Origin of the sequence: Croceicoccus esteveae (assembly GCF_031846435.1) — a bacterium.
GTDB lineage: Bacteria > Pseudomonadota > Alphaproteobacteria > Sphingomonadales > Sphingomonadaceae > Croceicoccus > Croceicoccus esteveae.
On sequence record NZ_JAVRHS010000002.1, the window covers coordinates 236,970 to 261,042 of the forward strand.

The following is a 24,073-nucleotide window of genomic DNA, read 5'->3' on the forward strand; positions in this document are numbered from 1 at the left end:
AATACTGCTGACAAGAAAAGCCCCGCCAAATGGCGGGGCTTTTTGCTGTCCTTGACGCCTCGCTTGGTTCAGACGCGGCCGGCGCTTTGCGATACCGCCCCATGACAGTGCTTGTATTTGCTGCCCGAACCGCACGGGCAAGGTGAATTGCGGCTGACGTTCTTGCCAGCCCAAGGGTCATCGACCTGCGCACCACCTGGTCCTGCTTGCGCAAAGGTTGATCCCGCAAGCGCGCCGAATAACGCCTCGCGCTGACGCGACCCATCATTGTCATCCGAGTTGTCGCGACCTGTAAGCGGGTCGATATGCCCGGTCATCAATCCTGCACTGGTAAGAAAATCGGGCAGATCAGGCAGGCTTGGTGCCGCCGGCGGAGTCATCCGCAACTGGCTTTTCATCAACGTGCCGGTCACATCCTCACGAATCGCGCCAAGCATTCGTTCGAACAGCGCAAAGGCTTCCTGCTTGTATTCGTTAAGCGGCGTCTTCTGTGCATAGGCTCGCAGGAACACCACCTGACGCAATGCATCGAGCGTGGCGAGGTGCTCCTTCCAGTGATGGTCCAGCCGGTCGAGGAGAACGGATTTCTCGATCTGCTTCCAGCTTTCCTGATCGATTTCGGCCATCTTGGCATCCATGCGTGCATCCGCGATCGCGGCCAGCCGCTGCTCGATATCATCAGGGCCGATGCCGTCCTCTTCCATCCAGGCGTCGAGCGGCGGTTCCTCGCCCATGATGTCGGCCACGCGGGCCTTCAACCCTTCCATGTCCCATTGTTCGGGATAGGTTCCGGGCGGGCATGCACTGGCGGTGATCCAGTTGATCGTGTCCTGCCGCATGGCAGTCACGACATCATCGACCGTGTCGGAGTCCATGATGTCGGCGCGCTGCTCGTAGATGACCTTGCGCTGATCGTTCATGACGTTGTCGTATTCGACGACCTGTTTGCGCGTGTCGTAATTGCGCGCCTCGACTTTCTTTTGTGCGGTTTCGATCGCTTTTGACAGCCATTTGGAGCCGATCGCTTCACCGTCTTCCAGATTGGAATTCATCATCTTGGAAAACAGCGTGTCGGGTCCGAAGATGCGCAGCAGATCATCCTCGAGACACAGGTAGAACCGCGACAGGCCGGGATCACCCTGCCGGCCGGACCGGCCACGCAGCTGGTTGTCGATACGGCGGCTTTCGTGCCGTTCGGTGCCCAGTACGAACAGGCCGCCTGCCGCCAGCACCTGCTCCCGCTCGGCCGCGACCTCCTCCTTGATACGGGCAATGGCAGCGTCTCGTTCCGCGCCTTCCGGCATCTCGCGCAACTCGTCTTCGGTCAGGAACTCGACATTGCCGCCAAGCTGAATGTCAGTACCGCGCCCGGCCATGTTGGTGGCGATGGTCACGGTATTGAGCCTGCCTGCCTGCGCCACGATATGCGCTTCGCGTTCATGAAACCGGGCGTTCAGCACCTCATGCTTGACGCCTTCTTCGCGCAGAAAGCTTGATAGAAGCTCCGATTTCTCGATTGAAACCGTGCCGACCAGGACAGGCTGCCCGGTCACGTTCTTTTCCGCAATCGCTTTGGCAATCGCGCGAAACTTGTCCTGCGTGTTCTTGAAAAACTGGTCTTCCTCGTCAATGCGCTGGATCGGCACGTTGGTTGGAATGGTCACCACGTTCATCTTGTAGATGTCGAAAAATTCAGACGCTTCCGTCGCGGCGGTGCCGGTCATGCCGGCGAGCTTGGGATACATGCGAAAATAGTTCTGGAAAGTGATTGAGGCCATGGTCTGGTTTTCCGGTTCGATCCGGACACCTTCCTTTGCCTCCACCGCCTGATGCAGGCCATTGGACCAGCGGCGCCCGTCCATCATGCGGCCGGTAAATTCATCGATGATGACGACCTTGTCATCCTTCACGATGTAGTCGGTGTCCCGCTTGAACATGACATTGGCTTTCAACGCCTGGTCAAGATGATGCACCACTTGGGTGTTTTCAAAATCGTACAGATTGTCCGTTTCCAGCAGGCCGGCTGCGAGCAGCATCTGTTCGGCATGTTCCAGTCCCTCTTCGGTCAGCGTGACGGAGCGGGCCTTTTCATCCTTTTCGTAATCCTCTTCGACAAGCTGTGTGACCACGGCGTGGACTGTCACGTAAAGATCGGTCTTGTCGTCGGTCGGCCCCGAAATGATCAGCGGGGTTCGCGCCTCGTCGATCAGGATGGAATCCACCTCGTCGATCAGTGCAAAATTGAACGGGCGGTGCACCTGCTGCGCACGCGAATGCTTCATGTTGTCGCGCAGGTAGTCGAAACCAAGCTCGTTGTTGGTCGCATAGGTAATGTCGCAGGCATAAGCCGCGCGGCGCTGCGCTTCGGGCAGGTTGGGTACTATAATGCCGACACTCAGCCCCAGAAAATTGTAAAGCTGCCCCATCCATTCGGCGTCGCGTGCGGCAAGATAGTCATTGACCGTAACGACATGCACGCCCTTGCCTTCAAGAGCATTAAGGTAGACGGCGAGCGTCGCGACCAGCGTCTTGCCCTCGCCCGTCCGCATCTCGGCAATCTCGCCCCGGTGCAGGACGATACCGCCCACCATCTGCACATCGAAGTGCCGCATGCCGAACACCCGCTTGCCCGCCTCGCGCACGGTGGCGAATGCCTGCGGCAGAAGATCGTTCGTCGTCTCGCCTGCTGCAAGCCGCTCCTTGAACAGCACGGTCTGGCTGCTCAGATCCTCATCGGACATGTTTTCGTAGTGCGACTCCAGCGCATTGATGCGGCTGACGATCTTTTCAAGCGATTTGACGTAGCGGTCGTTGGACGACCCGAAGAATGTCTTGGCCAAAGCCCCGAACATGGGCGTTTCCTTTGCGTAAATATCAATAAGAGAACTGATCCGAATACCGCCAGCCCGATTTGCCGGCGCATGCGCATGGCGCCGTTGCGGCTATTCGTGTGCGCGATCCGCTAGCAGGATAAAGCCGGCCGCCATGGGCTGCGACTGTGCGCGCGGCGGTGTTTCGGCGTGACGTCCAGCGTCGAACACGCGCCGGAGCGACATCGGCACGGCAGCATGCAAAGAGGCTGTCGCCGCGCTTTCGCTGCCGCTGGCGGACCCGGCAAGGTCACGCTGCGTACCCTGCTGATCGGCATGCGCCTGCACCGGCGACACCACCGAGGCAAGTCCAAGCATCAAGGCCAACAGGGCAAGCAGCCGCTTCATATGGCTCTCAAGATAAGCGCGGGAGCCGCCAAGGTAAACCCGGCTTGCAGTTACAGGGCGTGCAAACATGATTGCCGCGGCGTGGTTCTGGCCTTATCGGCCGCAAATGCGTGCGCTCTTGCCAATGGTCGAACCATGAACCGGTCTCCTCTTGCCCAGCCATTTCCCGCCATGCCGCAGATTGCCGGGGTGGTGCCGCGCGTCGCCCGCGCCGGGTATAAAAACTGGGACAGGTGCGACCTGACCTTTTTTGAATTCGTCGAAGGGACCAGCGTTGCCGGTGTGTTCACACGCAATATCTGCTGTTCTGCCGAAGTCGAGTTCGGGCGTGGGCAAGTGCAGTTGGGGCAAGCGCGCGCGCTGGTGGTGAATGCCGGCAATTCCAACGCCTTTACCGGTATTCGCGGGCGCGAGGCAGTGGAACAGATCATGGGGCAGGTAGCATCGCAGCTTGACTGTCTGCCAAGCGATGTGTTCGTCTCCTCCACCGGGGTGATCGGCGTGCCGCTGCCTTTGGACAAGGCGCGCCATGGCCTTGCCCAGGCTTTCGCCAGCAGCGCGTGCACCTGGCAGGAAGCTGCCGAAGCCATCGGCACCACCGACACTTTTCCCAAGGGCGTGACGGCAAGCGCCATGCTGGCGACGACCCGGGTGGAAATTGCGGCAATCATCAAGGGCAGCGGCATGATTGCGCCCGACATGGCAACCATGCTGGGCTATATCTTCACCGACGCCGCAGTATCGTCGCAGTTTCTGCAGCACTGCCTCGATGCCGCGAACAAGGCGACGTTTTCCTGCATCACGGTGGACAGCGACACATCCACAAGCGACACGGTGTTGGCCTTTGCGACAGGGCGCGCAGGCAATGAAACACTGGTGGATTTCGACAGCCCCGGCGCGGATGCCTTCGCTGCTGCCATCCATGACGTGTGCAGGCAGCTTGCCCATCTGGTCGTGCGGGATGGGGAAGGCGCGCACAAGTTCATCGAGGTTGCAGTCACCGGCGCGCAGGACGATGACAGCGCCCGACGGATCGGCCTTGCCATTGCCAACTCTCCCTTGGTCAAGACGGCCATCGCAGGCGAAGATGCCAACTGGGGCCGGGTCGTCATGGCAGTGGGAAAGGCTGGGGAACCGGCTGACCGCGACCGGTTGTCGATCGGATTTGGCGGAACGTGGGCCGCGCGCAACGGCCTGCCGCTCGCCGATTACGACGAAGCGCCGGTAGCGGCCCATCTTCGCGGGCGCGAAATTCGCATCGATGCTGACCTCGGAATTGGCGGGGGTCGAGCTACCGTGTGGACCTGCGACCTTACCCATGATTACATCGCCATCAACGCCGATTACCGGACGTGATCGACGTCGCGGCCTTGCCTGTCGTTGACCTGCTGGTCCGCGTTGCGCAAGAGGCCATCCTGCCGCATTACCGCACGCTTGGTGCGCTAGACGTGAGCGCAAAGGCGCCGGGAGAGCTCGTCACCATTGCCGATCGCAAATCCGAAGCGATGCTTACCCGTGCACTTACGGTCATGCTGCCACAGGCAGATGTCGTCGGAGAAGAAGCTGCACATGATGATCCTGCGGTTCTGAAGCGGTTGGGAGATACGCTTTGCTGGATAGTCGACCCGCTTGACGGCACTCACAATTTTGCCGCCGGACGCCCGCCGTTCGCCATCATCATTGCCCTGGCGCAAAGGGGGGAAACATTAGCCGGTTGGATACATGATCCGTTGACCGGGCGGACCTGCCATGCAGTCCGCGGCGAGGGAGCTTACATCAATGGCATTCGCGTTCATGCGCGCAGTACCGGTATCGAACCGCCCGTTGCTGCTGTGTCGATGCTTTATGCCGACATTGCAGAGCGCGCCCAGCTGACCCGTGATGTCGCGCCGTTTTACATGATGGTGGATATTCCCCGATGTGCGGGAGAACAATACCCCCGACTTGCCACCGGCGTGAACGATGTTTCCCTGTTCAACAGGACCTTGCCATGGGACCATGCTGCAGGCGTGCTATGGCTGAACGAAGCGGGTGGCAAGGCAGCGCGACCTGATGGCACCACCTACCGCGTCGACGATAATCGCACGGGACTGATTGCCGCGGCCTCACCCAGCCTGTGGGACGGGCTGGCGCGGCGCCTCGCCAAGGACTGAACTTGCGCGCAGTCCGAGGATCCGGCGCCGCATTGCCGATCAACCGCGAGCGGCGTGAAGATCCGGCAGCATATGTGCGGTAAGGTAGGGGTCCGCATCGTGATAAACGCGTTCGTAGACCCGTTCGTACTGGCTGCGCAGGATTTGCCAGCGGCCGTCCCTGTGCACATATTCATCATCGTAATGTGCAGCACCAACTGTCGTTTCGTTGTTCTTTGCTAGGTTAAGCGCGTAATCGACGAGCGTCCACTTGCCCGTGGCATGGTCACCGTCGACATCAATGATCGGCATATGAACAGTATGCGAGGCGATGAAATCCTTGTGAAACGCGGTTTCAAGCGCATCGACAATACCGTCTCTCCCTGCCATTTCAAATCTGTAAGTGCCGCCGCGATAATCGATCTTGGCATCCTCGGCGAACACTTCGCGCAACATGGCGGTGTTGCAAGTATCTATCGAGCGGCAGTAATTATACTTCAATCGTTTGATAAGTTCAATCGCTTGCAGATCCAGCATCAGGACAATCCTCTCGTCTTTGTTTTTTATAAACCAAGCGTTCCGGCTTTCGAGCCGGATGTTGCCGCCAATCTTGTCCTATTCGGCGCTCACCACATCAATGCTGCGGTTTGACACGGCATCGGCAGGTTCGTTTCTCGCGGCAGATAATCCTGCCTGCCTGCCGAAAAATGTGCAATCCGCAAGACTCATGCCCGAAGAATAGCCGTGCCCCCATCTCGGAAGGCCGCAGCTTGCCCGACCGGCGGCATAAAGGCCCGGCACAGGGATACCGCCTCGATCCAGCACTTCGCCTGTGGGTGCCGTGTTCAATCCCCCCAACGTGAAGAAGCTGAAATAGCTGGTCGAAAAATCCAGCTTCAGGGCAGCGAAAGGCGCTTCGACCAGGGGTGTCATGAATTCTGGCCCGCGATGGAAGAGAGGATCGCGCCCCTGTGCCGCATTGCGGTTGTAAACACGCATCGTTGCCGACAATGTCTCCGGTTCCATGCCGAGCTCTGCCTCCACCTCTTCCCAGCTTTCTCCGACAGCTGCGATTTCTATGCGAGCAATGTCGAGAGGCTGGGCAAAGGTTGCATTGTCGACCAGCAGATAGACGTGGCCGCCCGGCTGATCCAGCATGGTGCGGCTGACCCGCCCGTGATACGCGTCCTCGCCGATGAAGCGGTTGCCAGCCACATTGACGAAAACGCCCTGTGCAAGGCTGTCGGGCATGATCCACGGACAGGTGGAGAAAAATTCGTCCAGATGGATGGCATCGCCGCCCGCCGCCATGCCCATTTCGATGCCCGAACCGTTGTCGTTCACGCCAATAGGGTCGTTGAGTTTTGCTGCATGGGGTGCATACCGGCGGAGCATGTCTTCGTTCATGCAGAACCCGCCTGTACACAGGATCACTCCACGCGTCGCTCGGATGCAGCGCTCCTGACCATCCTGACGCACCACAAGGCCGGCTACTGCCCGCCCGTCCATGATGAGCGCGGTCACCCGGGCGTTGCACTGAACGTCCACGCCTGCTTCGACGGTGCGCGCTTCCAGAATGTCGACCAGCTTGCGTCCGCCGCCCCAGCCTTCATGCTGAATGACATGGCCGCGCGGCGCGGGTGCTGCCTGTTCACGAAAGGGCCAGGCAAGTTCGCTTCCGGACCAGATCAGCGTATCGTCAGTGGTCGGCTCGATGACCTTGCCGGGAACATAGGTGCCTTTGTAAGGGACGCCCTGATCCTTGAGCCATTGATAATGATCGAGGCTGTTGCGGGCATAAAGCGCACATTTGTCCGCATCGGCATCCGGACCGCCCGCCATTTGCAGGTAAGTCTCCAACGCTTCCGCGCTGTCGGAAAATCCAGCAGCCGTTTGCGCATCACTGCCGCCGCCGATGTAGATTTCACCGCCTGACAATGCGGATGCACCGCCGCTGCCGCCTGCCATCTCAAACAGGGTTACACTGGCGCCAGCGCGCGCTGCCTCCAGCGCGGCACAGGCGCCCGCTGCACCAAATCCGACTACCGCCACATCGCAATGATGGTCCCATTGTATGACATCCGCTGCCTGAAGCGGGTGGTGAAGCGACGCCTTCATGATGCGGCCTCTTGTTCCTTCAGCATGTCGAGTGCGACATCGACGATCATATCCTCCTGCCCGCCGACCATCTTGCGCCGGCCAAGTTCGACCAGGATTGCACGCGTATCGAGTCCGTAATCATCCGCTGCCTTTTCCGCGTGACGCAGGAAGGAGGAATAAACACCTGCATAGCCGAGCGCCAGCGTTTCGCGGTCCACACGCACAGGCCGGTCCTGCAACGGGCGGACCAGATCCTCGGCCGCATCCATCAATGCCATGACGTCGCAGCCATGGTTCCAGCCCTTGCGATCGGCGGCAGCGACGAACACTTCCAATGGAGCATTGCCCGCGCCTGCACCCATGCCGGCAAGGCTGGCGTCGATGCGCACCGCGCCTTCCTGTGCCGCGACGATCGAATTGGCAACGCCGAGCGACAGATTGTGATGCGCATGGATGCCCAGTTCGGTTTCGGGCTTCAGCACTTTCTTGTAAGCGCGGAACCTGTCGCGCACACCATCCATGTCGAGCGCGCCACCGCTGTCGGTGACATAGACGCATTGCGCGCCGTAGCTTTCCATCAATGCCGCCTGCTGGGCCAGTGCATCGGGTTCGATCATGTGGCTCATCATCAGGAACCCGGCCACATCCATGCCGAGATCGCGCGCGATGCCGATGTGCTGCTTCGACACGTCGGCCTCGGTGCAATGGGTTGCCACCCGCACCGAACGCACGCCGAGGTCATAAGCACGGCGCAGTTCCTCGACCGTGCCGACACCCGGCAGGATGAGCGTCGTGAGGACCGAGCGGGTAAGCACGTCGGCCACCGCTTCCAGCCATTCCCAATCGGTATGCGCGCCAAAGCCGTAATTGAAGCTGGCGCCAGACAGGCCGTCGCCATGCGCAACCTCAATTGCGTCCACTCCGGCTGTATCCAGTGCGCGAGCGATATCGCGCACATGATCGATGCCATACATGTGGCGGATGGCGTGCATGCCATCGCGCAGGGTCACATCCTGAATGTACAGTTTCTGCGTGTTTACATCGAAGGTCATGCCGCCACCTTTCCTGCCGCAATCCGTTCGGCCATCAGTTCACCCGTTGCCTTGGCCGCCGCAGTCATGATGTCCAGATTGCCGGAATAGCTGGGCAGATAGTCGCCAGCACCCTCGACCTCGAGAAAGATCGAGGTTTTCAGGCCCGTGAAATCGCCACGGCCGGGGATATGCAGCCGGTTGTTGTCGCCATAGCGTTCAAACTGGACATCCTGCTTCAGCCGGTAGCCCGGCACGTAGCCCTGCACTTTCTTCACCATCGCCTGCACCGACGCGCGGATTGCATCCTCGTCCGCACCCTCGGACAAGGTGAACACCGTATCGCGCATGATCATCGGCGGCTCGGCCGGGTTGAGAATGATGATTGCCTTGCCCTTTTCCGCGCCGCCGACGTCCTCGATCGCGCGGGCAGTCGTGCGGGTGAATTCATCGATATTGGCGCGGGTGCCCGGCCCTGCCGACCGGGAGGACACGGACGCCACGATCTCGGCATAATGCACCGTCGCCACTTGCGAGACTGCGGCCACCATCGGAATTGTCGCCTGTCCACCGCAGGTCACCATATTGACATTGCCGGCATCCAGATTGGCTTCCATGTTGACCGGCGGGATCGTGAACGGCCCGATCGCTGCCGGGGTGAGGTCGACCACCTGCTTGCCGTCGGCGCGCAGTTTTTCATCGTGCAGCTTGTGCGCATAGGCGCTGGTCGCATCGAACACGATGCGGATGTCGGGGTAACAATCCATCGCCAGCAAGCCGTCGATGCCATCATGCGTGGTGGCAACGCCATGTTCGCGCGCCATTGCCAGGCCTTCGGATTTCTCGTCAATGCCAACGACTGCGACCAGCTCCATGTTCTGTGGGTATTTCACCATTTTCATCATCAGATCGGTGCCAATATTGCCCGAGCCAATGATTGCAGCCTTTACTCGCGTCATTGTATCGTTCCTTACGTGAAATTTGCGGCACAGGTGCCGACGCCATGCAGTTCCATGACAAAGCGGTCTCCGGGACGTGCTGGCTCCAGCGGCACCAGACTGCCCGACAGGATGATGTCACCGGCATCAAGACTGACGCCATGCTGACCAAGCGTGTTGGCGAGCCAGGCAACGGCGGTGAGCGGAGAGCCCTGCACAGCAGAACCAAGCCCTTCCGAAAGCGGCGCGCCGTTCTTCGTCACTGTGACCTTCAGGTTCGGCAGGTCGAAGTCGCGTGGATCTGCCCGCGCTTCACCCAGCACAAAGACGCCGCACGACGCATTATCCGCGACAGTATCGACAATCGCGATCTTCCAATCGTCGATGCGGCTGTCGACGATCTCGAAACACGGTGCGATGCTGTGCGTCGCGTCCAGCACGTCCGCCTCTGTCACGCCCGGTCCATTCAGCGGCTTTGCAAGCAGAAATGCAATTTCCGCCTCGGCACGCGGATGGATGAGGCGGTTGGCCGCGATGTCGATCCGGGAGCCGGTATCCATCGCATCAGTAAGAAAGCCGAAGTCGGGCTGATGCACACCCAGCATGTCCTGCACGGCCTTGGATGTGACGCCGATCTTCTTGCCGACCACCTTTTCGCCATCTGCCTGCCGCCGGGCCAGAAAAGCAAGGCTGATCGCATAGGCGTCGTCAATGGTCAGCGACGGGTCCGCTGCGATCAGCGGCGGGATGGTCGTTCCGCTGCGCAGGGCTTCATAGAGCCGCCGGCCATGGTCTTCAGCGTTGGTCATTGAGGAAATCGACCGCATAGCGATTGAACTCGGCAGCACGCTCCACCTGCACCCAGTGTCCGACCGTGTTGAAGGTCAGGCAGCGCGCATCCTCGCATTTGTCAAGGAAGTGACGGGCGCCACTTTCAGGACAAAACTCGTCGTTAAGCCCCCAAAGGACGAATATCGGGCACTTTACCTTGCCAAGTTCCGGACCGAGGTTGGGCGTTTTCATCCGGGCGAGCACGTCCTTGGGCTGCTTGCTGGCGACGGCGAACCGCTCCTTCACCAGCGTGTCGGAAATGATCGAAGCATCATAAACGAGGTTCGAGACCAGCCGCCGCTGTTCCTCGACGTTGAAGTCCGGCCCGCCGAACCCGGACACCATCTTCTTGATGCCGGGCATGGTGAAATAGCTTGCCTGCTCCTCGATGCAGCCCGGCGCCATCAGCACCATTGCTGTCGCATAGCCGGGATGATCAAGCTCCATCTGGAGGGCGATGCCCCCGCCCAGCGAATTGCCCACCAGCGCCGCTTTTTTGATGCCGAGCTTTTGCAGCGCTTCATAAACGGTATCGGTAAACAATTGCAGAGTGTAGTCGATCCCTTCGGGCATGGACGAACCGCCATAGCCGATGAGGTCAGGCAGGATCACCCGGTAGCCCGCATCGGCGAAGGCATCGATGTTCTGTTTGAAATTCGATTCCGCCGATGCGCCGGGTCCGCTGCCATGGAGGAAGACAACTGCCGGGCCGTCCGTCGGGCCGCCATGCGCCACCGACAGTTCATAACCGCCCGATACAGCTATCTGCTCGCGTTCAAGATCCATGGCCAATCGTCTCCCTACAGGAATTTAAAGGCAGGCGCCTCTCCCGCCATGGTGCCCAGCACATCGCTGGCGCGATTGCCCGGATCATTGGCGACATGGGCGCGCGCCGCATGCAAATCGAGCCAAGGTTGGACGATAGGGCTCGACATGTAAATGGCCCTTCCGCCCAGCAGCGGCATCAGATCATCGACGAGATCGGCAAGGCGCCGCACCACGGACGAGGATTGATACGCGTAAAGCGCCCGCAGTTCCATAGGAATGGCCTCGCCCGCCTCTGCATGGGCCATGAGCTGCTCGAAACTTGTTTTGTGGGTGAGCTCCATCTCGAGAATCTCGGCGTGCGCGCGGGCAAGGGCCTGTTGCAGCACGGGATCGGCCTTGCTGGCCTTGCCGGTATTGGTCGACACGCGATCCTGCATGATCTGTGTGGCAGCCTTGACTGCGGCACGGGCACCGCCGAATGCCGCGGTGGACACCGAGCGGACGAATACCTGCGCCCAGGGCAGGCGGTAAAGCGCCGAATCGTTCGCTGCCTGACCCGGATTGCTGCACAAGAAGCCATCTTCGGCCCGGTGCGTGCGATATTCGGGGACGAAGACCCGATCGACAATGATGTCTTCGCTGCCGGTGCCCTGAAGGCCGAACACGTCCCACGCCTTTTCGATACGATAGTCGCTGCGCGGGATCAGGAAGGCGCGCGAATCGGGCGCGCCTCCCTCAACCTGCGGCGGGACCAGCGCGCCAAGGATTACCCAGTCGCAATGGCCGCTGCCCGAAGAAAATCCCCAATGGCCCGACAGGTAGAACCCGCCTTCTGCCCGCTCCACCTTGCCGACCGGCTGATAGCTTGAGGATACCAGCGTCGTATCATCCTCTCCCCACACCTCTGCCTGCGCCCGCTCATCGAACAGCGCCAGCTCATAAGGGTGGCAGCCAACCACGCCATAGACCCAGCCCGTCGACATGCAGCCTTCGGCCAGCAGCTTCTGAATGGCGAAGAATGTGTTGGGATGCATTTCATAGCCGCCGAAGCGCTTTGGTTGCAGCACGCGAAAGAAGCCTGCCGCCTGCATTTCCGCGATGCTGTCGTCTGAGACCCGGTGGTTGCGCACCACGTCGCGGGCACGCTCCTGCAGGACAGGGATCATGGCCCGGGCGCGCTCGATCAGCGTTTCAGGTGATGGAATAATCTGTGTCGCATGGCTGTCGACGGCCAGTCTTGCAGTCATGGTGTGCTCCTCTCATCAGGCGATTGCAACGCGTAGACAAGCTACTTTGTGCATGCACTCTCTTAATTCGTAGCGAAATATACCTATGATTACGCAATTCGTCAATGGTGAAGTGCCTGTGTGCAAAATCGCAGGGACGTTGTGCGCCGTTGCGCGGGAACCCTGCTTGAAACTGCGCCGGGTCTGTGCAACCTCGCTGCCTTGGCAATATTGCGCTGCAGGTTGGGCTACCTCTTCGACAATCGTCCGCACGTCTGTTGCTGAATGCCAGAAAACAAGAAAGCCAGTGATGAATAAAGAGCGGGAGATGTTGATGTCGGGAATTGCCATAGATCTGCACGGCAGAACCGCGCTGGTCACCGGCGGAGCGAAGGGAATTGGCAGGACAATCGCGCAGCGGCTTGCCGATGCAGGAGCCACCCCGGTTGTCTGCGGCCGAAGCGACGCCGATCCCGACTGTCCTTTCGACTACGTCAGCTGCGATGTGCGCAACGCACAATCGGTGGAAGCGATGATGGCCACCATCGAGGAACGGCATGGCGGCCTCGACATCCTGGTCAACAACGCCGGCGGCAGCCCCGAAGCGGATGCCGCCACCGCATCGCCGCGTTTTACCGAAGCCATCGTGGGTCTCAACCTGCTCGGCCCGATGCACACGGCGCGTTTTGCCCATCGGCTGCTGATGCGATCGTCCGATGGCAACATCGTGAACATCTCGAGTGTGTCGGCCATTCGGCCCTCCCCGATGACAGCGGCATATTCAGCGGCCAAGGCCGGGCTGACCGGCTGGACGCAAAGCCTTGCCATCGAATGGGGTCCGCATATCCGCAGCAACATCGTCATTGTCGGCTATGTCGAAACCGAGCAGACCGAAGCGACCTACGGCGATGCCGAGGCACAGCAGCGGATTGCAGCAAACATCGGCGCAGGCAGGCTGGCGCGCGCGCAGGAAATCGCCGATGCGGTAACTTGGCTGGCCTCGCCTCTTGCCAGCTACGTCAGCGGCGGATCCTTGCGTGTCGATGGTGGTGGAGAAAGCCCGCCCTGGCGATCCATGCGCGACGACACCGCCAGGCGAGCAGGCTGAGGATGGGCGGACAGTCCCCCCGGCCAGATGCCTTGACGGCTGCGCAAACCGGCGAAATGCCCACTACGAATGCTGTGCCGGCCTTTGCGATGGCAATGGGGGTGCAGATCGATGCACCGCTCGTCCTTGCCAATCCCGACGACGCGCACTGGGATGATGCGGCCGACCTCGTCATCGTCGGACTCGGCGGCGCAGGTGTTGCCGCAGGACTTCAGGCGGTGGAACAGGGCATGAGCGTGATTGCGCTCGACCGGTTTGCACAAGGCGGCTCCACCGCGGCCAACGGCGGCGTGTTTTACGCTGGTGGCGGCACAGCAATCCAGCGGGCAGCGGGCATCGAGGACCGCCCCGAGGACATGCTTGCCTATCTGTCGATGGAGGCAGGCGAGGTCATTTCGCGCCCGGCGCTGGAACGGTTCGTCGCCGGCAGCCCCGAAACGATCGACTGGATCATGTCCCATGGTGGACGCTTTGACCCAAGCTACTGGCCGCACAAGGCATCCTACCCGCCACTCGACAAATTCCTCTACCATCCTGACAACAGCCTGGTGGCTGAATACGCGGCCAAGGCAAAACCGGCGCCGCGCGGGCATCGCGCCTACGCCCGCAACGGGAAGAAGGCATGGGGTCTGGGCAGGGCAATCACGGCCCGGCTCGAAGAAGCGGCGCTCGCCAAGGGTATGCGCCTGTTGCGATATGCGCAGGCACGGCAACTGGTCATGGATGACGCCGGGCGAGTCATCGGGGTGGCGGGGATGCGGATCATGCCCGGCCGCGATGCGGACCGGTTTGCCCGGCTTCTGACCCGGGCCGACCGGATGCTTGCAGCGCTGCCCCCAAGCTTTCCCTTGTCGGCACTGACCATCGCGCTTGGCCGCCGGTCATTGAACAAGGCTTTTGCCATTGCGCAGCGCGCCGCCGTTCCCTTCATGGTGCGGGCGCAGCGCGGAGTGCAGATCAGCGCAGGCGGCTACGTGCTGAACAGGGCGATGCTGGCCCATTTCGCTCCCAAGTTTCTGAAGGCGATGCCAAATGGTACGCTTGGCGACGACGGGTCGGGCATTCTGCTGGGGGCATCGGCGGGCGGCACCACTGCTCTCATGGAGCGGATCAGCGCATGGCGGTTCATCAATCCGCCCAAGGCGTGGTCCGACGCAATTGTCGTCAACGCTGGCGGGCAAAGGTTCGTCGATGAAACCGTTTATGGCGCCACGATGGGCGACTGCATCGCACAGCAGCCAGGTGGCAAGGCCTGGGTTATCTACGATGCGGCCAGCCGCAAGGCCGCGTTTGCACAAGCCCGGGACAAACGCATCGTGCCCTTTCAGCGGCAGGTCACCATGATCAACCTGCTGTTCAATGCCAGGCGGGCAAACACGCTGACGGCACTTGCCGATAAACTCGCGATGCCTGCCGCTGCTTTGAGTGAGACCGTCGCCCGCTACAATGACGTGATTGCCGGAAACGGCACCGACGCTTTCGGCAAGACGGTTCACGACATGCGTCCGATTGCCCGCGGCCCGTTCTATGCCATGGATGCATCCATTGACAGCCGGTTGCTGGCGCTGGCGATCATGTCGGTAGGTGGCTTGCGCGTGGACGAGGACACAGGCGGCGTGCTTGGTCCTGATGGCGCGGCAATCAAGGGATTATATGCAGCAGGCCGCAGTGCGATCGGCCTGTGCTCGCAGACCTATGTCAGCGGTCTCAGCTTTGCCGATTGCATCTTTTCGGGACGGCGTGTGGCACAGGACCTTGCAGATCGCGGCGTCTGAGCTGAAGAAAACGAGCAGGACGCACCACGCCAGTCACGAGGCGCGGCCGGACTGTCTGAGGGCGTTGGCATATACGCGAAGTGATGGTTATATTTATAAATCCTGCTGAATTGCGTATTGCTACCTCGGCAAATCTGCGTAGGGTAGTGTGCAGATACCATGCGTTCGGCATGGCAGGAAACTCGCTTTAGCAAGAAGGGGATTGCCGATGGCCGTTCGGTCGCTCGCCTACATCCGCATCGCCGCACAGGATACCGCTGCGTGGCGCAGCTTTGGCTGCGACATCCTTGGCGTTGCGTTGGCGCATGATGAAGCAGACCGGCTCGATTTCAGGATCGACGCACGGCCGTGGCGCCTGCGCATCGAAAAGTCGGATCGCGACGGTTTTGCCGCTGCCGGTTTCGAATGCGCGAACGAGGCCGACTGGGCAGCCGTGCTCAAGCGGGTGGAGGCTGCGGGCCACAAGGTCACGCACCACACCACACAGGAGGCAGCCGGACGGGCGGCGTCAGGCCTCGCCAGCTTCACCGATCCCTCGGACAATGCAATCGAACTTGTCTGGGGCAGCAGGGTATCCGGTACGCCGTTTGTATCGCCGCAGGCGGTCAGCGGATTTGTCACAGGCGACGGCGGCATGGGCCATATCGTCTTGCCGAGCAGCGCTTTTGAAGAAACCCGGGCATTCTATCGCGATTGCCTGGGTTTTGGGATGAGTGACGAAATGCGGGTGCATTTTCCTGACGGCCCGGCAGCGGGTCTGGGGCTGGCCTTCATGCATGCCGCCGGGCCGCGCCACCATGCCATAGCTTTTGGTGAGTTTCCTGCACCAAGCGGCGCCATTCACGCCATGCTCGAAGTGCAGACCATTGACGATGTGGGATTTGCGCTTGATCGGGCGCTTGACGCCGGCTGCCATATTTCCTCCACATTGGGGCGGCATACGAACGATCACATGATCAGCTTTTACGTGCGGACTCCGGCCGGCTTCGACATGGAATATGGATGTGGCGGGCTGCTGACCGAGGATTGGAGCAGGTTCACGCCGACCTTCACCGAGAAGGAGGACCTGTGGGGGCACAGATGGGATTTCGGACAATGACGGATAATCGTGACGAAATGATCGAAGGAGCGGCCCGTGGCTGATCTCGACAAGCGGATGAGTGCGCGCGACATCGTTGCGCAAATCGAGGACGGCATGACCGTCGGCATCGGTGGATGGGGGCCACGGCGCAAGCCCATGGCGCTGGTGCGCGAGATTTTGCGCAGCGATGTGAAGGACTTGACCATCGCGGCGTTTGGCGGCGCGGATGTCGGCATGCTGTGCGCGGCGGGCAAGGTGAAGAAGCTGATCTTTGCGTTCGTATCGCTGGATGCGATCCCCCTGGAGCCCTGGTTCAGGAAAGCGCGCGAGGCAGGACAGATCGACGTCTTTGAAATGGACGAAGGCATGTTCCAGTGGGGATTGAAAGCAGCGGCGTTCGATATGCCGTTCCTGCCGACCCGCGTCGGGCTTGGCACCGATCTTGCCGAGCTTGGCGGGATCAAGACGGTACAGTCACCTTACGACGATGGCGAGGTCATGCTGGCAATGCCGGCGATCAAGCTTGATGTTGCATTGATCCACGCAAACCGCTGCGACTGGCGCGGCAACAACCAGTTTCTCGGACCTGATTACTATTACGATCCGTGGTTCGCCAAGGCGGCCAAGCGCACCTTTGTCAGTTGCGAGGAACTGGTCGAGAAGATGGAGGACAGCCATCCCGACGATGTCGCGGCCAATGCGATCGAGCGCTGCTTCGTGTCGGGCGTGGTAGAAATGCCCGGCGGCGCGCATCCTTCGTCGATGCCGCCCGCCTATGGCTGGGACATGGGCTGGTTCAAGGATTACGCGGCCGCGGCCAAGGATCCCGGCGACTGGTCGCAGGTTTCCGACCGGTTCGTCGGCAAGGACGAGGCCGCTTACCAGGCCAGCGTTGGCGGCGTGGACAAGATTGCGGCATTGCCGCTGCCGGTGATGTGATGGAAGGCAATGCAGACATGACCGACATTTCCCTTGCCGAACTGTGCATTTTCGCCTGCGCAGAAGCATTCCGAACCGAGCGCGAGATCATCGCCACCGGCGTCGGCACTGTGCCCCGGCTCGGCGCCAGCCTGGCGCGGCTGTCCCACTCGCCGGGCCTCTTGATGACAGATGGTGAAGCGTGGCTGGTGGAACAGCCGGTGCCGATCGGCCCGCGCGATTACAACGACCGCAAGCGTGCAGGCTATCTGCCCTTCTCCCGCTTTTTCGACAGCGCGGTTTGGACCGGCCGCCGCCATGCCATGGTGACGCCGACGCAGATCGACCGGTTCGGGCAGACCAACCTGTCCTATTTGGGCGGAACGCATGAGCAGCCCAAGGTGCAGATGCTGGGCGTGCGCGGTTTCCCGGGCAATTCGATCTATCACCCCAACTCCATGTTCATTCCGCAGCACGGCAAGCGCGTCTTCGTCGAAGGCGAAGTCGACATGGTGTCGAGCGCGGGTTACAATCCGGCCAAGCGCATCAAGGGCGGCAATTACTCCGCCATTGACCTGCGCCGTATCGTCACAAATCTGTGCGTGATGGATTTTGGCGGACCTGATCATGCCATTCGCGTGGTTCATCTGCACCCCGGAGTGACATTCGACGAAGTGCAGGAGGCAACCGGTTTCGAGCTGGCGAAAGCCGACGATATCGGCGAAACGCCGCTGCCGACCGCAGAGGCGCTGGAGATCATCGGCCGGATGGATCCGCACAATCTGCGCGCCAAGGTGATGAAGGACAACCCGCCTGCAAGGAGAGCCGGATGAGCGACGCCTTCGTCCCCCGGCAGGAACAGAACCCCGTTTACGAAACGGATGAGCCGGTAAAATACGAACGGGACGGCGCGGTCGCATGGATCACCATGGACCGCCCCAAGTTCAACAATGCGCAAAACAGCCAGATGACCTATGCGCTGGACGATGCGTTCGGCCGCGCGAACGATGACAACGAGGTAAAGGTCATTGTGCTGGCCGGCGCGGGCAAGCATTTCAGTGCCGGGCACGACATCGGCACGCCCGGGCGCGATCAACTCGTCCCGTTCGAGCGGCGCCTGATGTTCGGCGATCATACCGACCGGCCGGGAGCGGAGCTGCTCTACACCCGGGAACAGGAAGTGTATCTTGGCATGTGTCGCCGCTGGCGCGACATTCCCAAGCCGACCATCGCCATGGTGCAGGGTGCCTGCATCGCCGGCGGGTTGATGCTGGCATGGGTCTGCGATCTGATCATTGCGTCCGACGATGCGTTTTTTCAGGATCCGGTCAATCGGATGGGTATTCCCGGCGTCGAATATTTCGCGCACGGGTTCGAACTGCCGCCACGTATTGCCAAGGAGTTCCTGCTGCTGGGCGAACGCATGCCGGCAGAGCGCGCCCATCAATTCGGCATGGTAAACCGTCTTTTCCCGCGTGATACGCTGCGCGAGGAAACCGCCAAGATTGCCGCGGAAATTGGGACCCGGCCCCGGCTGGGCAATTGGCTGACCAAACAGGCGCTGAACCATGTCGAGGATCTGCGAGGCAAGCGAACCGCCATGGATGCGGTGTTCCACATGCACCATTTCGCCCATGCTCAGAATGATCTTACCGCCGGCAATTCGCTGGGCGGGCTGGACGGCAAGGGCATGGCGAGCGCCAACAAGAAAGCCGCAGGCGAGGATGCATGACCGGATCTGACAGCATGGCGCCACCACTCGCCACCCCCCTCACCCGCTTGCTGGGATGCCGCTACCCAGTCGTACAAACCGCGATGGGCTGGGTCGCGACCGCGCCGCTCGTCATCGCGACCAGCAACGCCGGTGCGTTCGGGTTCCTCGCCGGCGCGGTGATGACGCCCGATGAACTGCGCAAGGAAATTGGCCTGGTGAGAGCGGGAACAGACGCGCCGTTCGGCGTCAATTTCCACATGTTCCAGCCGGGCGCGGCACAGATCGTCGATATCATTCTTGAAAACAGCGAACAGGTGCGGGCGGTGTCGTTTGGCCGGGGGCCGGACAAGGGCATGATCGCGCGGTTCAAGAATGCCGGCATCGTGTGCATGCCGACCGTCGGCGCGGTCAAGCATGCGCTGAAGATGGTGCAGCTCGGCGTTGATGCGGTGACCGTACAGGGCGGCGAAGGCGGCGGGCACACCGGCTCTGTTCCCACCACGGTGCTGCTGCCGCAGGTGCTGGACGCGGTGAATGTGCCGGTCGTTGCGGCGGGTGGCATGTCCGATGGCCGGTCGCTGGCCGCGGCGCTTGCCTATGGCGCGTGCGGAATTGCGATGGGCACCCGGTTCCTGATGACGAAGGAAAGCGCGCCGCCCGAACAGGTCAAGCAGCGCTACGTCGCGGCGGGCACAGACGACATCACCGTCACCACCAAGGTGGACGGCATTCCGCAGCGGATGATCCGCAACCAGGCGCTGCGCCGGATCGACGAATCCAATACGGCCGGCCTGTGGCGGCGTGCTGTCGAGAGCGGGCTGCGCATGAAGCGGCTGACCGGCGCGAGCGCGGGTGAAATGCTGAAATCGGCGCGTGGCATGACGTCGCATGGCGGGATGAGCCTGCCGCAGGCGATGCTGGCGGCGGCCGCCCCCATGATGATCCAGCGCGCGGTCGTCGATGGCGATGTGGAAAACGGCCTCATGGCAACGGGCGTGGTCGCTGGCCGGCTCGACGATCTGCCAAGCTGCGCGGACCTTGTGCAATCCATCATGGTTGAGGCGCATGCCCGGCTTGAGGCGATGAGCATGCTGGCGGGCGCTACGCAGTCAACTGCCCTGTCGAACACTCAGCCAAACACTCAACCAACCGCCTCACCTTCAGCCGGAGCTGCCTGATGCCGGTCACCCATGCCATTAAGGATCGGATTGCCGAAATTGTGTTCGACGTGCCGCCGGTGAACGCATTTGACAGCGAGACGTGGAACAGCCTGCCGGCCATTATCGCCGAAGCGGGTCGCAACCCGGACGTGAATGTCGTGCTGATCCGGGCCGAAGGTCGCGGCTTTTGCGGCGGCGTCGACATCAAGGAGATGCAGGCGCATCCCGATCGCATCACGCTGTTGAACAGGGGCAATTACCTCACTTTCAAGGCCATTCGCGATTGCGAGGTTCCGGTGGTCGTGGCGGTGCACGGCTTTGTAATCGGTGGCGGCATCGGCATTTGCGGCGCGAGCGACACGATCATTGCGGCCGAAGGTGCGTATTTTTCGTTGCCGGAGGTTGATCGCGGGGCAATGGGCGGCGCCAGCCATCTGTCGCGCATGCTGCCACTGCACAAGGTGCGGGCGGCGTTCTTCACCGGTGGGCGCATTCCGGCGGAAGAGGCTTACCGGCTTGGCGGGGTCGAGAAAATTGTGGCGCCAGACCGCCTGGTCGAGGAAGCGCACGACTTTTGCGGCGTCATCGCCGGCAAGAGCCGCAAGGCGTTGGTCATCGCCAAGGAAGCGTTGAACGGATTGGAGCCGCGTGACGTCGATCGCGGCTATCGTTGGGAACAGGGTTTCACCTTGGAAATGTACATGCACGAAGACAGCCAGAAATCACGCGACGCCTTTGTCGAAACCAAGGGCGCGGCGAAGTTCTGATGGATCTTTCCTTCACGCCCGAACAGCAGGCCTTCCGTCAGGAGGTGCGCGCCTGGATGGAAGCAAATGTCCCTGACGAACCCCTCCTCACGCTTGAGGGGCGGGAGGGTTATGACCAGCATGTGGAATGGGAACGCAAGCTGGCAGAGGGCAATTGGGGCATGGTCACCTGGCCCGAAGCCTATGGCGGGCGCGGGCTGGACCTGATCCGCTGGCTGATCTTTGAAGAAGAATACTGGCGCGCGGGTGCCCCGTTGCGTGCGAACCAGAACGGTATTTTCCTCCTTGGTCCGACGATCATGGAATATGGCACCGACGAGCAGAAGGCGCGGTTCCTCACTCCAATGGCCAGGGGTGAGAAGATCTGGGCGCAGGCATGGTCGGAACCCGGCGCAGGATCGGATATGGCAGCGATCCGCAGCACGGCCCGGCGCGAAGGTGATGATTACATTCTGAACGGCCAGAAGACATGGTCGAGCCGCGCTGCCTTTGCCGACTGGGGCTTCGGCATGTTCCGCACCGATGCCGACAGCAAGCGGCACAAGGGATTGTCCTTCATCCTCTTTCCGCTCGATGCCGAAGGCGTGACGATCCGCCCCATTCGGCAGCTGCACGGCGATACCGGCTTTGCCGAAATCTTCCTCGACGAAGTGCGGGTACCGGCAACCAATTGCATCGCCGGCGAAGGCGAAGGGTGGAGCGTCGCGATGGCGACGGCGGGGTTCGAACGCGGGTTGATGCTGCGTTCGCCCGGCCGGTTCCAGGCTGCGGCACAGCGGCTGGTCGAACTATACCGCAAGCATCGTGACACCGCATCGCCTGACGCCCATGCCGCGGTGCTGCAGGCGTGGATGGATGCCGAAGCTTACGCGCTCAACACCTACATGGTGGCAACGACGGTCATGAACGGCGGACATATCGGGGCAGAGGCAAGTGCGAACAAGATCTTCTGGTCGGAAATGGATCGTGCATTGCACCGCGCGGGTATGAGCCTGCTGGGCGCCGCGGCGGAATTGCGCAAGCTGCCTGACGGCACGCCCAACGACTGGCTCGAAGGATATATTTTTTCCCTGTCCGGGCCAATCTATGCCGGGTCGAATGAGATCCAGCGCAACATCGTTGCCGAGCGCCTGCTCGGCATGCCGCGATAAGGGAGCAAGGTCATGGATTTCAGCTTTTCCCAGGACCAGATCGACCTGCGGGACGCCGTGCGGGAATATCTGGATGGCGAGCATGACCCTGCTGTCCTGCGCGCGCTCGACGAGGGTAGCGGGCGCGATCCCGCCATCCGCAGCGGACTTGTCGAGATGGGACTTGCCGGCATCATGGTGCCTGAAAGCAAAGGCGGGCTTGGCCTCGGTCTTCTCGAGGCAACAATGATCGGGGTGGAGCTTGGCCGCGCCAATGTGTCCGAACCGCTTGCTGATACCGCCTTTGTCGCGGTGCCATGGCTTCTTGCCCAAGACCGGGCAGATGCGTTGGACGGCGTTGCCAGCGGCGAGCGAGTGATCGCCATCGCCGATCCTGCGAACGGCTGGGTGGCGGATCTGGACCACGCCGATGCGCTGCTGTCGAGTGCGGGGCTGGTAGAGCCGGCACCTGTCACCGATCGGCTGGATACCGTCGATCCGCTGCGCCAGCTTTTTGCCCTTCCCGACGAAGTCACGCATGATCCGCTGCTTTTCGATCTTGCGGCACTCACCTGCGCGGCGCAGATGGTCGGCGCTGCCGAACGGATGATGGCTCTGTCCACTGATTATGCGGAGCAGCGCGAGCAGTTCGGACAGCCGATCGGCCGCTTCCAGGCGATCAAGCATCATCTTGCGAGCGTTGCGGTTAAAGTGGAGTTTGCCCGCCCGGTGCTGTGGCGCGCGGCCGCAAGCCAGAACGATGAGCGTTTCAGCCTGAATGTCAGCCATGTCAAGATAGCCGCGACGGATGCGGCGATGCTCGCTGCCGAAACCGCCATCCAGGTGCATGGTGCGATGGGTTATACCTATGAGGTGGACCTGCATTTCTGGATGAAACGGGTGTGGGCGCTCGCGGGGGCATGGGGGGATCGTGCAACGCATCTTCGCCGGGTGGAAGCCATGGTGATCGACGGAGCAATGGACATCGGTCCGTCGGAAACTTTTACAAAGGAACTGACGCATGCCTGAAGCCTATATCATCGACGCTGTACGCACGCCGATCGGGCGCAAGAAGGGCACATTGTCCGCCGTGCACCCTGCTGATCTGGGTGCAGAACCGATAAAGGCCCTTATCAAGCGCACGGGCATCGATCCCGGCGCTGTCGATGATGTCGTTTGGGGATGCTGCGATACGATCGGACCACAGGCGGGCGATATCGGCCGCACTGTCTGGCTGGTCGCTGGTATGCCGCAGCATGTGCCTGGGACCACTATCGACCGGCAGTGCGGTTCCTCGCAGCAGGCGCTCCATTTCGCAGCGCAGGGCGTCATGTCCGGAACGCAGGATCTGGTCGTATGCGGCGGCAGCCAGGCGATGAATGCTATCCCTATTTCGGCCGCCATGTTTGCCGGTCAGGCGCATGGGTTCGACGACCCGTTCAGCGGGTCCGAAGGGTGGGTTGCACGTTACGGCAGCGGCACCGTCAATCAGATCAACTCGGCCGAGATGATCGCCCGTAAATGGGATTTCTCGCGTGAGGAAATGGAGCAGTTCTCCCTGACATCGCATCAACGTGCGCAGGCGGCTACCGATGCCGGGTGGTTCGATAAGGAGATCGAACCGGTGCGCGGGCTGGAACATGATGAAACGATCCGCCCCACCACCACGTTGGAAGGTCTGGCCGCATTGAAGCCGGTGCAGGAAGGCGGTGTGATCACTGCCGGTATCGCCAGCCAGAATGCCGATGGCGCGGCATCGATCCTGATCGCGTCGGAACGCGCGGTGAAGGATCATGGTCTGAAACCACGTGCCCGCGTGCATCATCTGTCTGTCCGGGCGGACGATCCGGTGTGGATGCTGACCGCGCCCATTCCAGCGACAAAATATGCGCTGGAAAAATCGGGCATGAAGATTTCGGACATCGATCTGTTCGAATGTAACGAAGCCTTTGCCCCCATCCCCATGGCGTGGATGAAGGAACTGGACGTGCCGCATGATCGCGTCAACGTGCAGGGCGGTGCCATCGCGCTTGGTCATCCGCTGGGTGCGACAGGTGCGCGCCTGATGACGACCATGCTGCATGCACTGGAACGGACAGGCGGCCGTTATGGCCTGCAGACCATGTGTGAAGGCGGCGGACAGGCCAATGTCACCATCATCGAGCGGCTGGGCTGA

The 24,073-nt window shown here is 61.2% G+C and carries 22 protein-coding genes; 13 read left to right on the forward strand and 9 right to left on the reverse strand.

Annotated elements, in window-relative coordinates; all coding sequences use genetic code 11:
* Positions 1 to 68: 68 nt before the first annotated feature.
* Both secA and RM533_RS03975 read right to left on the reverse strand, forming a co-directional pair.
* Positions 69 to 2,852, reverse strand: coding sequence for a preprotein translocase subunit SecA (gene secA / locus RM533_RS03970; RefSeq protein ID WP_311339906.1), 2,784 nt, complete (start codon positions 2,850 to 2,852; stop codon positions 69 to 71).
* Between the two features lie 90 nt (positions 2,853 to 2,942).
* A complete protein-coding gene (locus RM533_RS03975; RefSeq protein ID WP_311339907.1) occupies positions 2,943 to 3,287 on the reverse strand; it encodes a hypothetical protein in 345 nt (114 codons plus the stop codon).
* 66 nt (positions 3,288 to 3,353) lie between these two features.
* On the opposite strand from RM533_RS03975, the gene argJ reads away from it, so the two are divergent.
* A complete protein-coding gene (gene argJ, locus RM533_RS03980; RefSeq protein ID WP_311339908.1) occupies positions 3,354 to 4,574 on the forward strand; it encodes a bifunctional glutamate N-acetyltransferase/amino-acid acetyltransferase ArgJ in 1,221 nt (406 codons plus the stop codon).
* Positions 4,571 to 5,371, forward strand: a complete 801-nt coding sequence (locus RM533_RS03985; RefSeq protein WP_311339909.1) for an inositol monophosphatase family protein — start codon at positions 4,571 to 4,573, stop codon at positions 5,369 to 5,371. Before argJ ends, RM533_RS03985 begins: the two co-directional genes overlap by 4 nt.
* Before the next feature lie 39 nt (positions 5,372 to 5,410).
* On the opposite strand, the gene RM533_RS03990 is transcribed toward RM533_RS03985, so the two are convergent.
* From RM533_RS03990 to RM533_RS04020, 7 genes are all read right to left on the reverse strand, one after another.
* Positions 5,411 to 5,887 carry a nuclear transport factor 2 family protein gene (locus RM533_RS03990; protein ID WP_311339910.1) on the reverse strand — a complete coding sequence of 159 codons (477 nt, stop codon included), beginning with the start codon at positions 5,885 to 5,887 and terminating at the stop codon, positions 5,411 to 5,413.
* A 78-nt stretch (positions 5,888 to 5,965) separates the two neighbouring features.
* The gene (locus RM533_RS03995) at positions 5,966 to 7,468 is read right to left on the reverse strand and encodes an FAD-dependent oxidoreductase (protein WP_311339911.1); all 1,503 of its coding nucleotides are present in this window, start codon (positions 7,466 to 7,468) and stop codon (positions 5,966 to 5,968) included.
* Entirely contained in the window at positions 7,465 to 8,502 is a 1,038-nt protein-coding gene (gene dmpG / locus RM533_RS04000) for a 4-hydroxy-2-oxovalerate aldolase (protein ID WP_311339912.1), read from the reverse strand. The genes RM533_RS03995 and dmpG overlap by 4 nt, the downstream gene beginning before the upstream one ends.
* On the reverse strand, positions 8,499 to 9,440 hold the full coding sequence (locus RM533_RS04005) for an acetaldehyde dehydrogenase (acetylating) (RefSeq protein ID WP_311339913.1): 942 nt from the start codon (positions 9,438 to 9,440) through the stop codon (positions 8,499 to 8,501). The genes dmpG and RM533_RS04005 overlap by 4 nt, the downstream gene beginning before the upstream one ends.
* A gap of 11 nt (positions 9,441 to 9,451) precedes the next feature.
* Entirely contained in the window at positions 9,452 to 10,228 is a 777-nt protein-coding gene (locus tag RM533_RS04010) for a fumarylacetoacetate hydrolase family protein (protein WP_311339914.1), read from the reverse strand.
* Positions 10,215 to 11,036, reverse strand: a complete 822-nt coding sequence (locus RM533_RS04015; protein WP_311339915.1) for an alpha/beta fold hydrolase — start codon at positions 11,034 to 11,036, stop codon at positions 10,215 to 10,217. Before RM533_RS04015 ends, RM533_RS04010 begins: the two co-directional genes overlap by 14 nt.
* A gap of 14 nt (positions 11,037 to 11,050) precedes the next feature.
* Positions 11,051 to 12,265, reverse strand: a complete 1,215-nt coding sequence (locus tag RM533_RS04020; protein ID WP_311339916.1) for an acyl-CoA dehydrogenase family protein — start codon at positions 12,263 to 12,265, stop codon at positions 11,051 to 11,053.
* Positions 12,266 to 12,554: 289 nt separating this feature from the next.
* Between RM533_RS04020 and RM533_RS04025 the strand changes: the two genes are divergently transcribed.
* The 11 genes from RM533_RS04025 (at position 12,555) to RM533_RS04075 (ending at position 24,073) form a co-directional block, all read left to right on the forward strand.
* Positions 12,555 to 13,352, forward strand: a complete 798-nt coding sequence (locus RM533_RS04025) for an SDR family oxidoreductase (protein ID WP_311339917.1) — start codon at positions 12,555 to 12,557, stop codon at positions 13,350 to 13,352.
* Positions 13,353 to 13,408: 56 nt separating this feature from the next.
* Positions 13,409 to 15,127, forward strand: coding sequence for an FAD-binding protein (locus RM533_RS04030; RefSeq protein WP_311339918.1), 1,719 nt, complete (start codon positions 13,409 to 13,411; stop codon positions 15,125 to 15,127).
* A 208-nt stretch (positions 15,128 to 15,335) separates the two neighbouring features.
* On the forward strand, positions 15,336 to 16,226 hold the full coding sequence (locus RM533_RS04035; protein ID WP_311339919.1) for a VOC family protein: 891 nt from the start codon (positions 15,336 to 15,338) through the stop codon (positions 16,224 to 16,226).
* Positions 16,227 to 16,262: 36 nt separating this feature from the next.
* A complete protein-coding gene (locus RM533_RS04040) occupies positions 16,263 to 17,147 on the forward strand; it encodes a CoA transferase subunit A (RefSeq protein ID WP_311339920.1) in 885 nt (294 codons plus the stop codon).
* A gap of 17 nt (positions 17,148 to 17,164) precedes the next feature.
* The gene (locus RM533_RS04045) at positions 17,165 to 17,959 is read left to right on the forward strand and encodes a CoA-transferase subunit beta (RefSeq protein ID WP_311339921.1); all 795 of its coding nucleotides are present in this window, start codon (positions 17,165 to 17,167) and stop codon (positions 17,957 to 17,959) included.
* On the forward strand, positions 17,956 to 18,858 hold the full coding sequence (locus tag RM533_RS04050) for an enoyl-CoA hydratase (protein ID WP_311339922.1): 903 nt from the start codon (positions 17,956 to 17,958) through the stop codon (positions 18,856 to 18,858). The genes RM533_RS04045 and RM533_RS04050 overlap by 4 nt, the downstream gene beginning before the upstream one ends.
* Complete coding sequence (locus RM533_RS04055; RefSeq protein WP_311339923.1) at positions 18,855 to 20,018, forward strand: NAD(P)H-dependent flavin oxidoreductase; 1,164 nt, start codon at positions 18,855 to 18,857, stop codon at positions 20,016 to 20,018. The genes RM533_RS04050 and RM533_RS04055 overlap by 4 nt, the downstream gene beginning before the upstream one ends.
* Positions 20,018 to 20,767 (forward strand): enoyl-CoA hydratase family protein, encoded by a 750-nt coding sequence (locus RM533_RS04060; protein WP_311339924.1) that lies wholly within the window; start codon positions 20,018 to 20,020, stop codon positions 20,765 to 20,767. The genes RM533_RS04055 and RM533_RS04060 overlap by 1 nt, the downstream gene beginning before the upstream one ends.
* The gene (locus RM533_RS04065) at positions 20,767 to 21,918 is read left to right on the forward strand and encodes an acyl-CoA dehydrogenase family protein (protein WP_311339925.1); all 1,152 of its coding nucleotides are present in this window, start codon (positions 20,767 to 20,769) and stop codon (positions 21,916 to 21,918) included. Before RM533_RS04060 ends, RM533_RS04065 begins: the two co-directional genes overlap by 1 nt.
* Before the next feature lie 12 nt (positions 21,919 to 21,930).
* Positions 21,931 to 22,926, forward strand: coding sequence for an acyl-CoA dehydrogenase family protein (locus RM533_RS04070; RefSeq protein ID WP_311339926.1), 996 nt, complete (start codon positions 21,931 to 21,933; stop codon positions 22,924 to 22,926).
* A complete protein-coding gene (locus RM533_RS04075) occupies positions 22,919 to 24,073 on the forward strand; it encodes an acetyl-CoA C-acetyltransferase (protein ID WP_311339927.1) in 1,155 nt (384 codons plus the stop codon). Before RM533_RS04070 ends, RM533_RS04075 begins: the two co-directional genes overlap by 8 nt.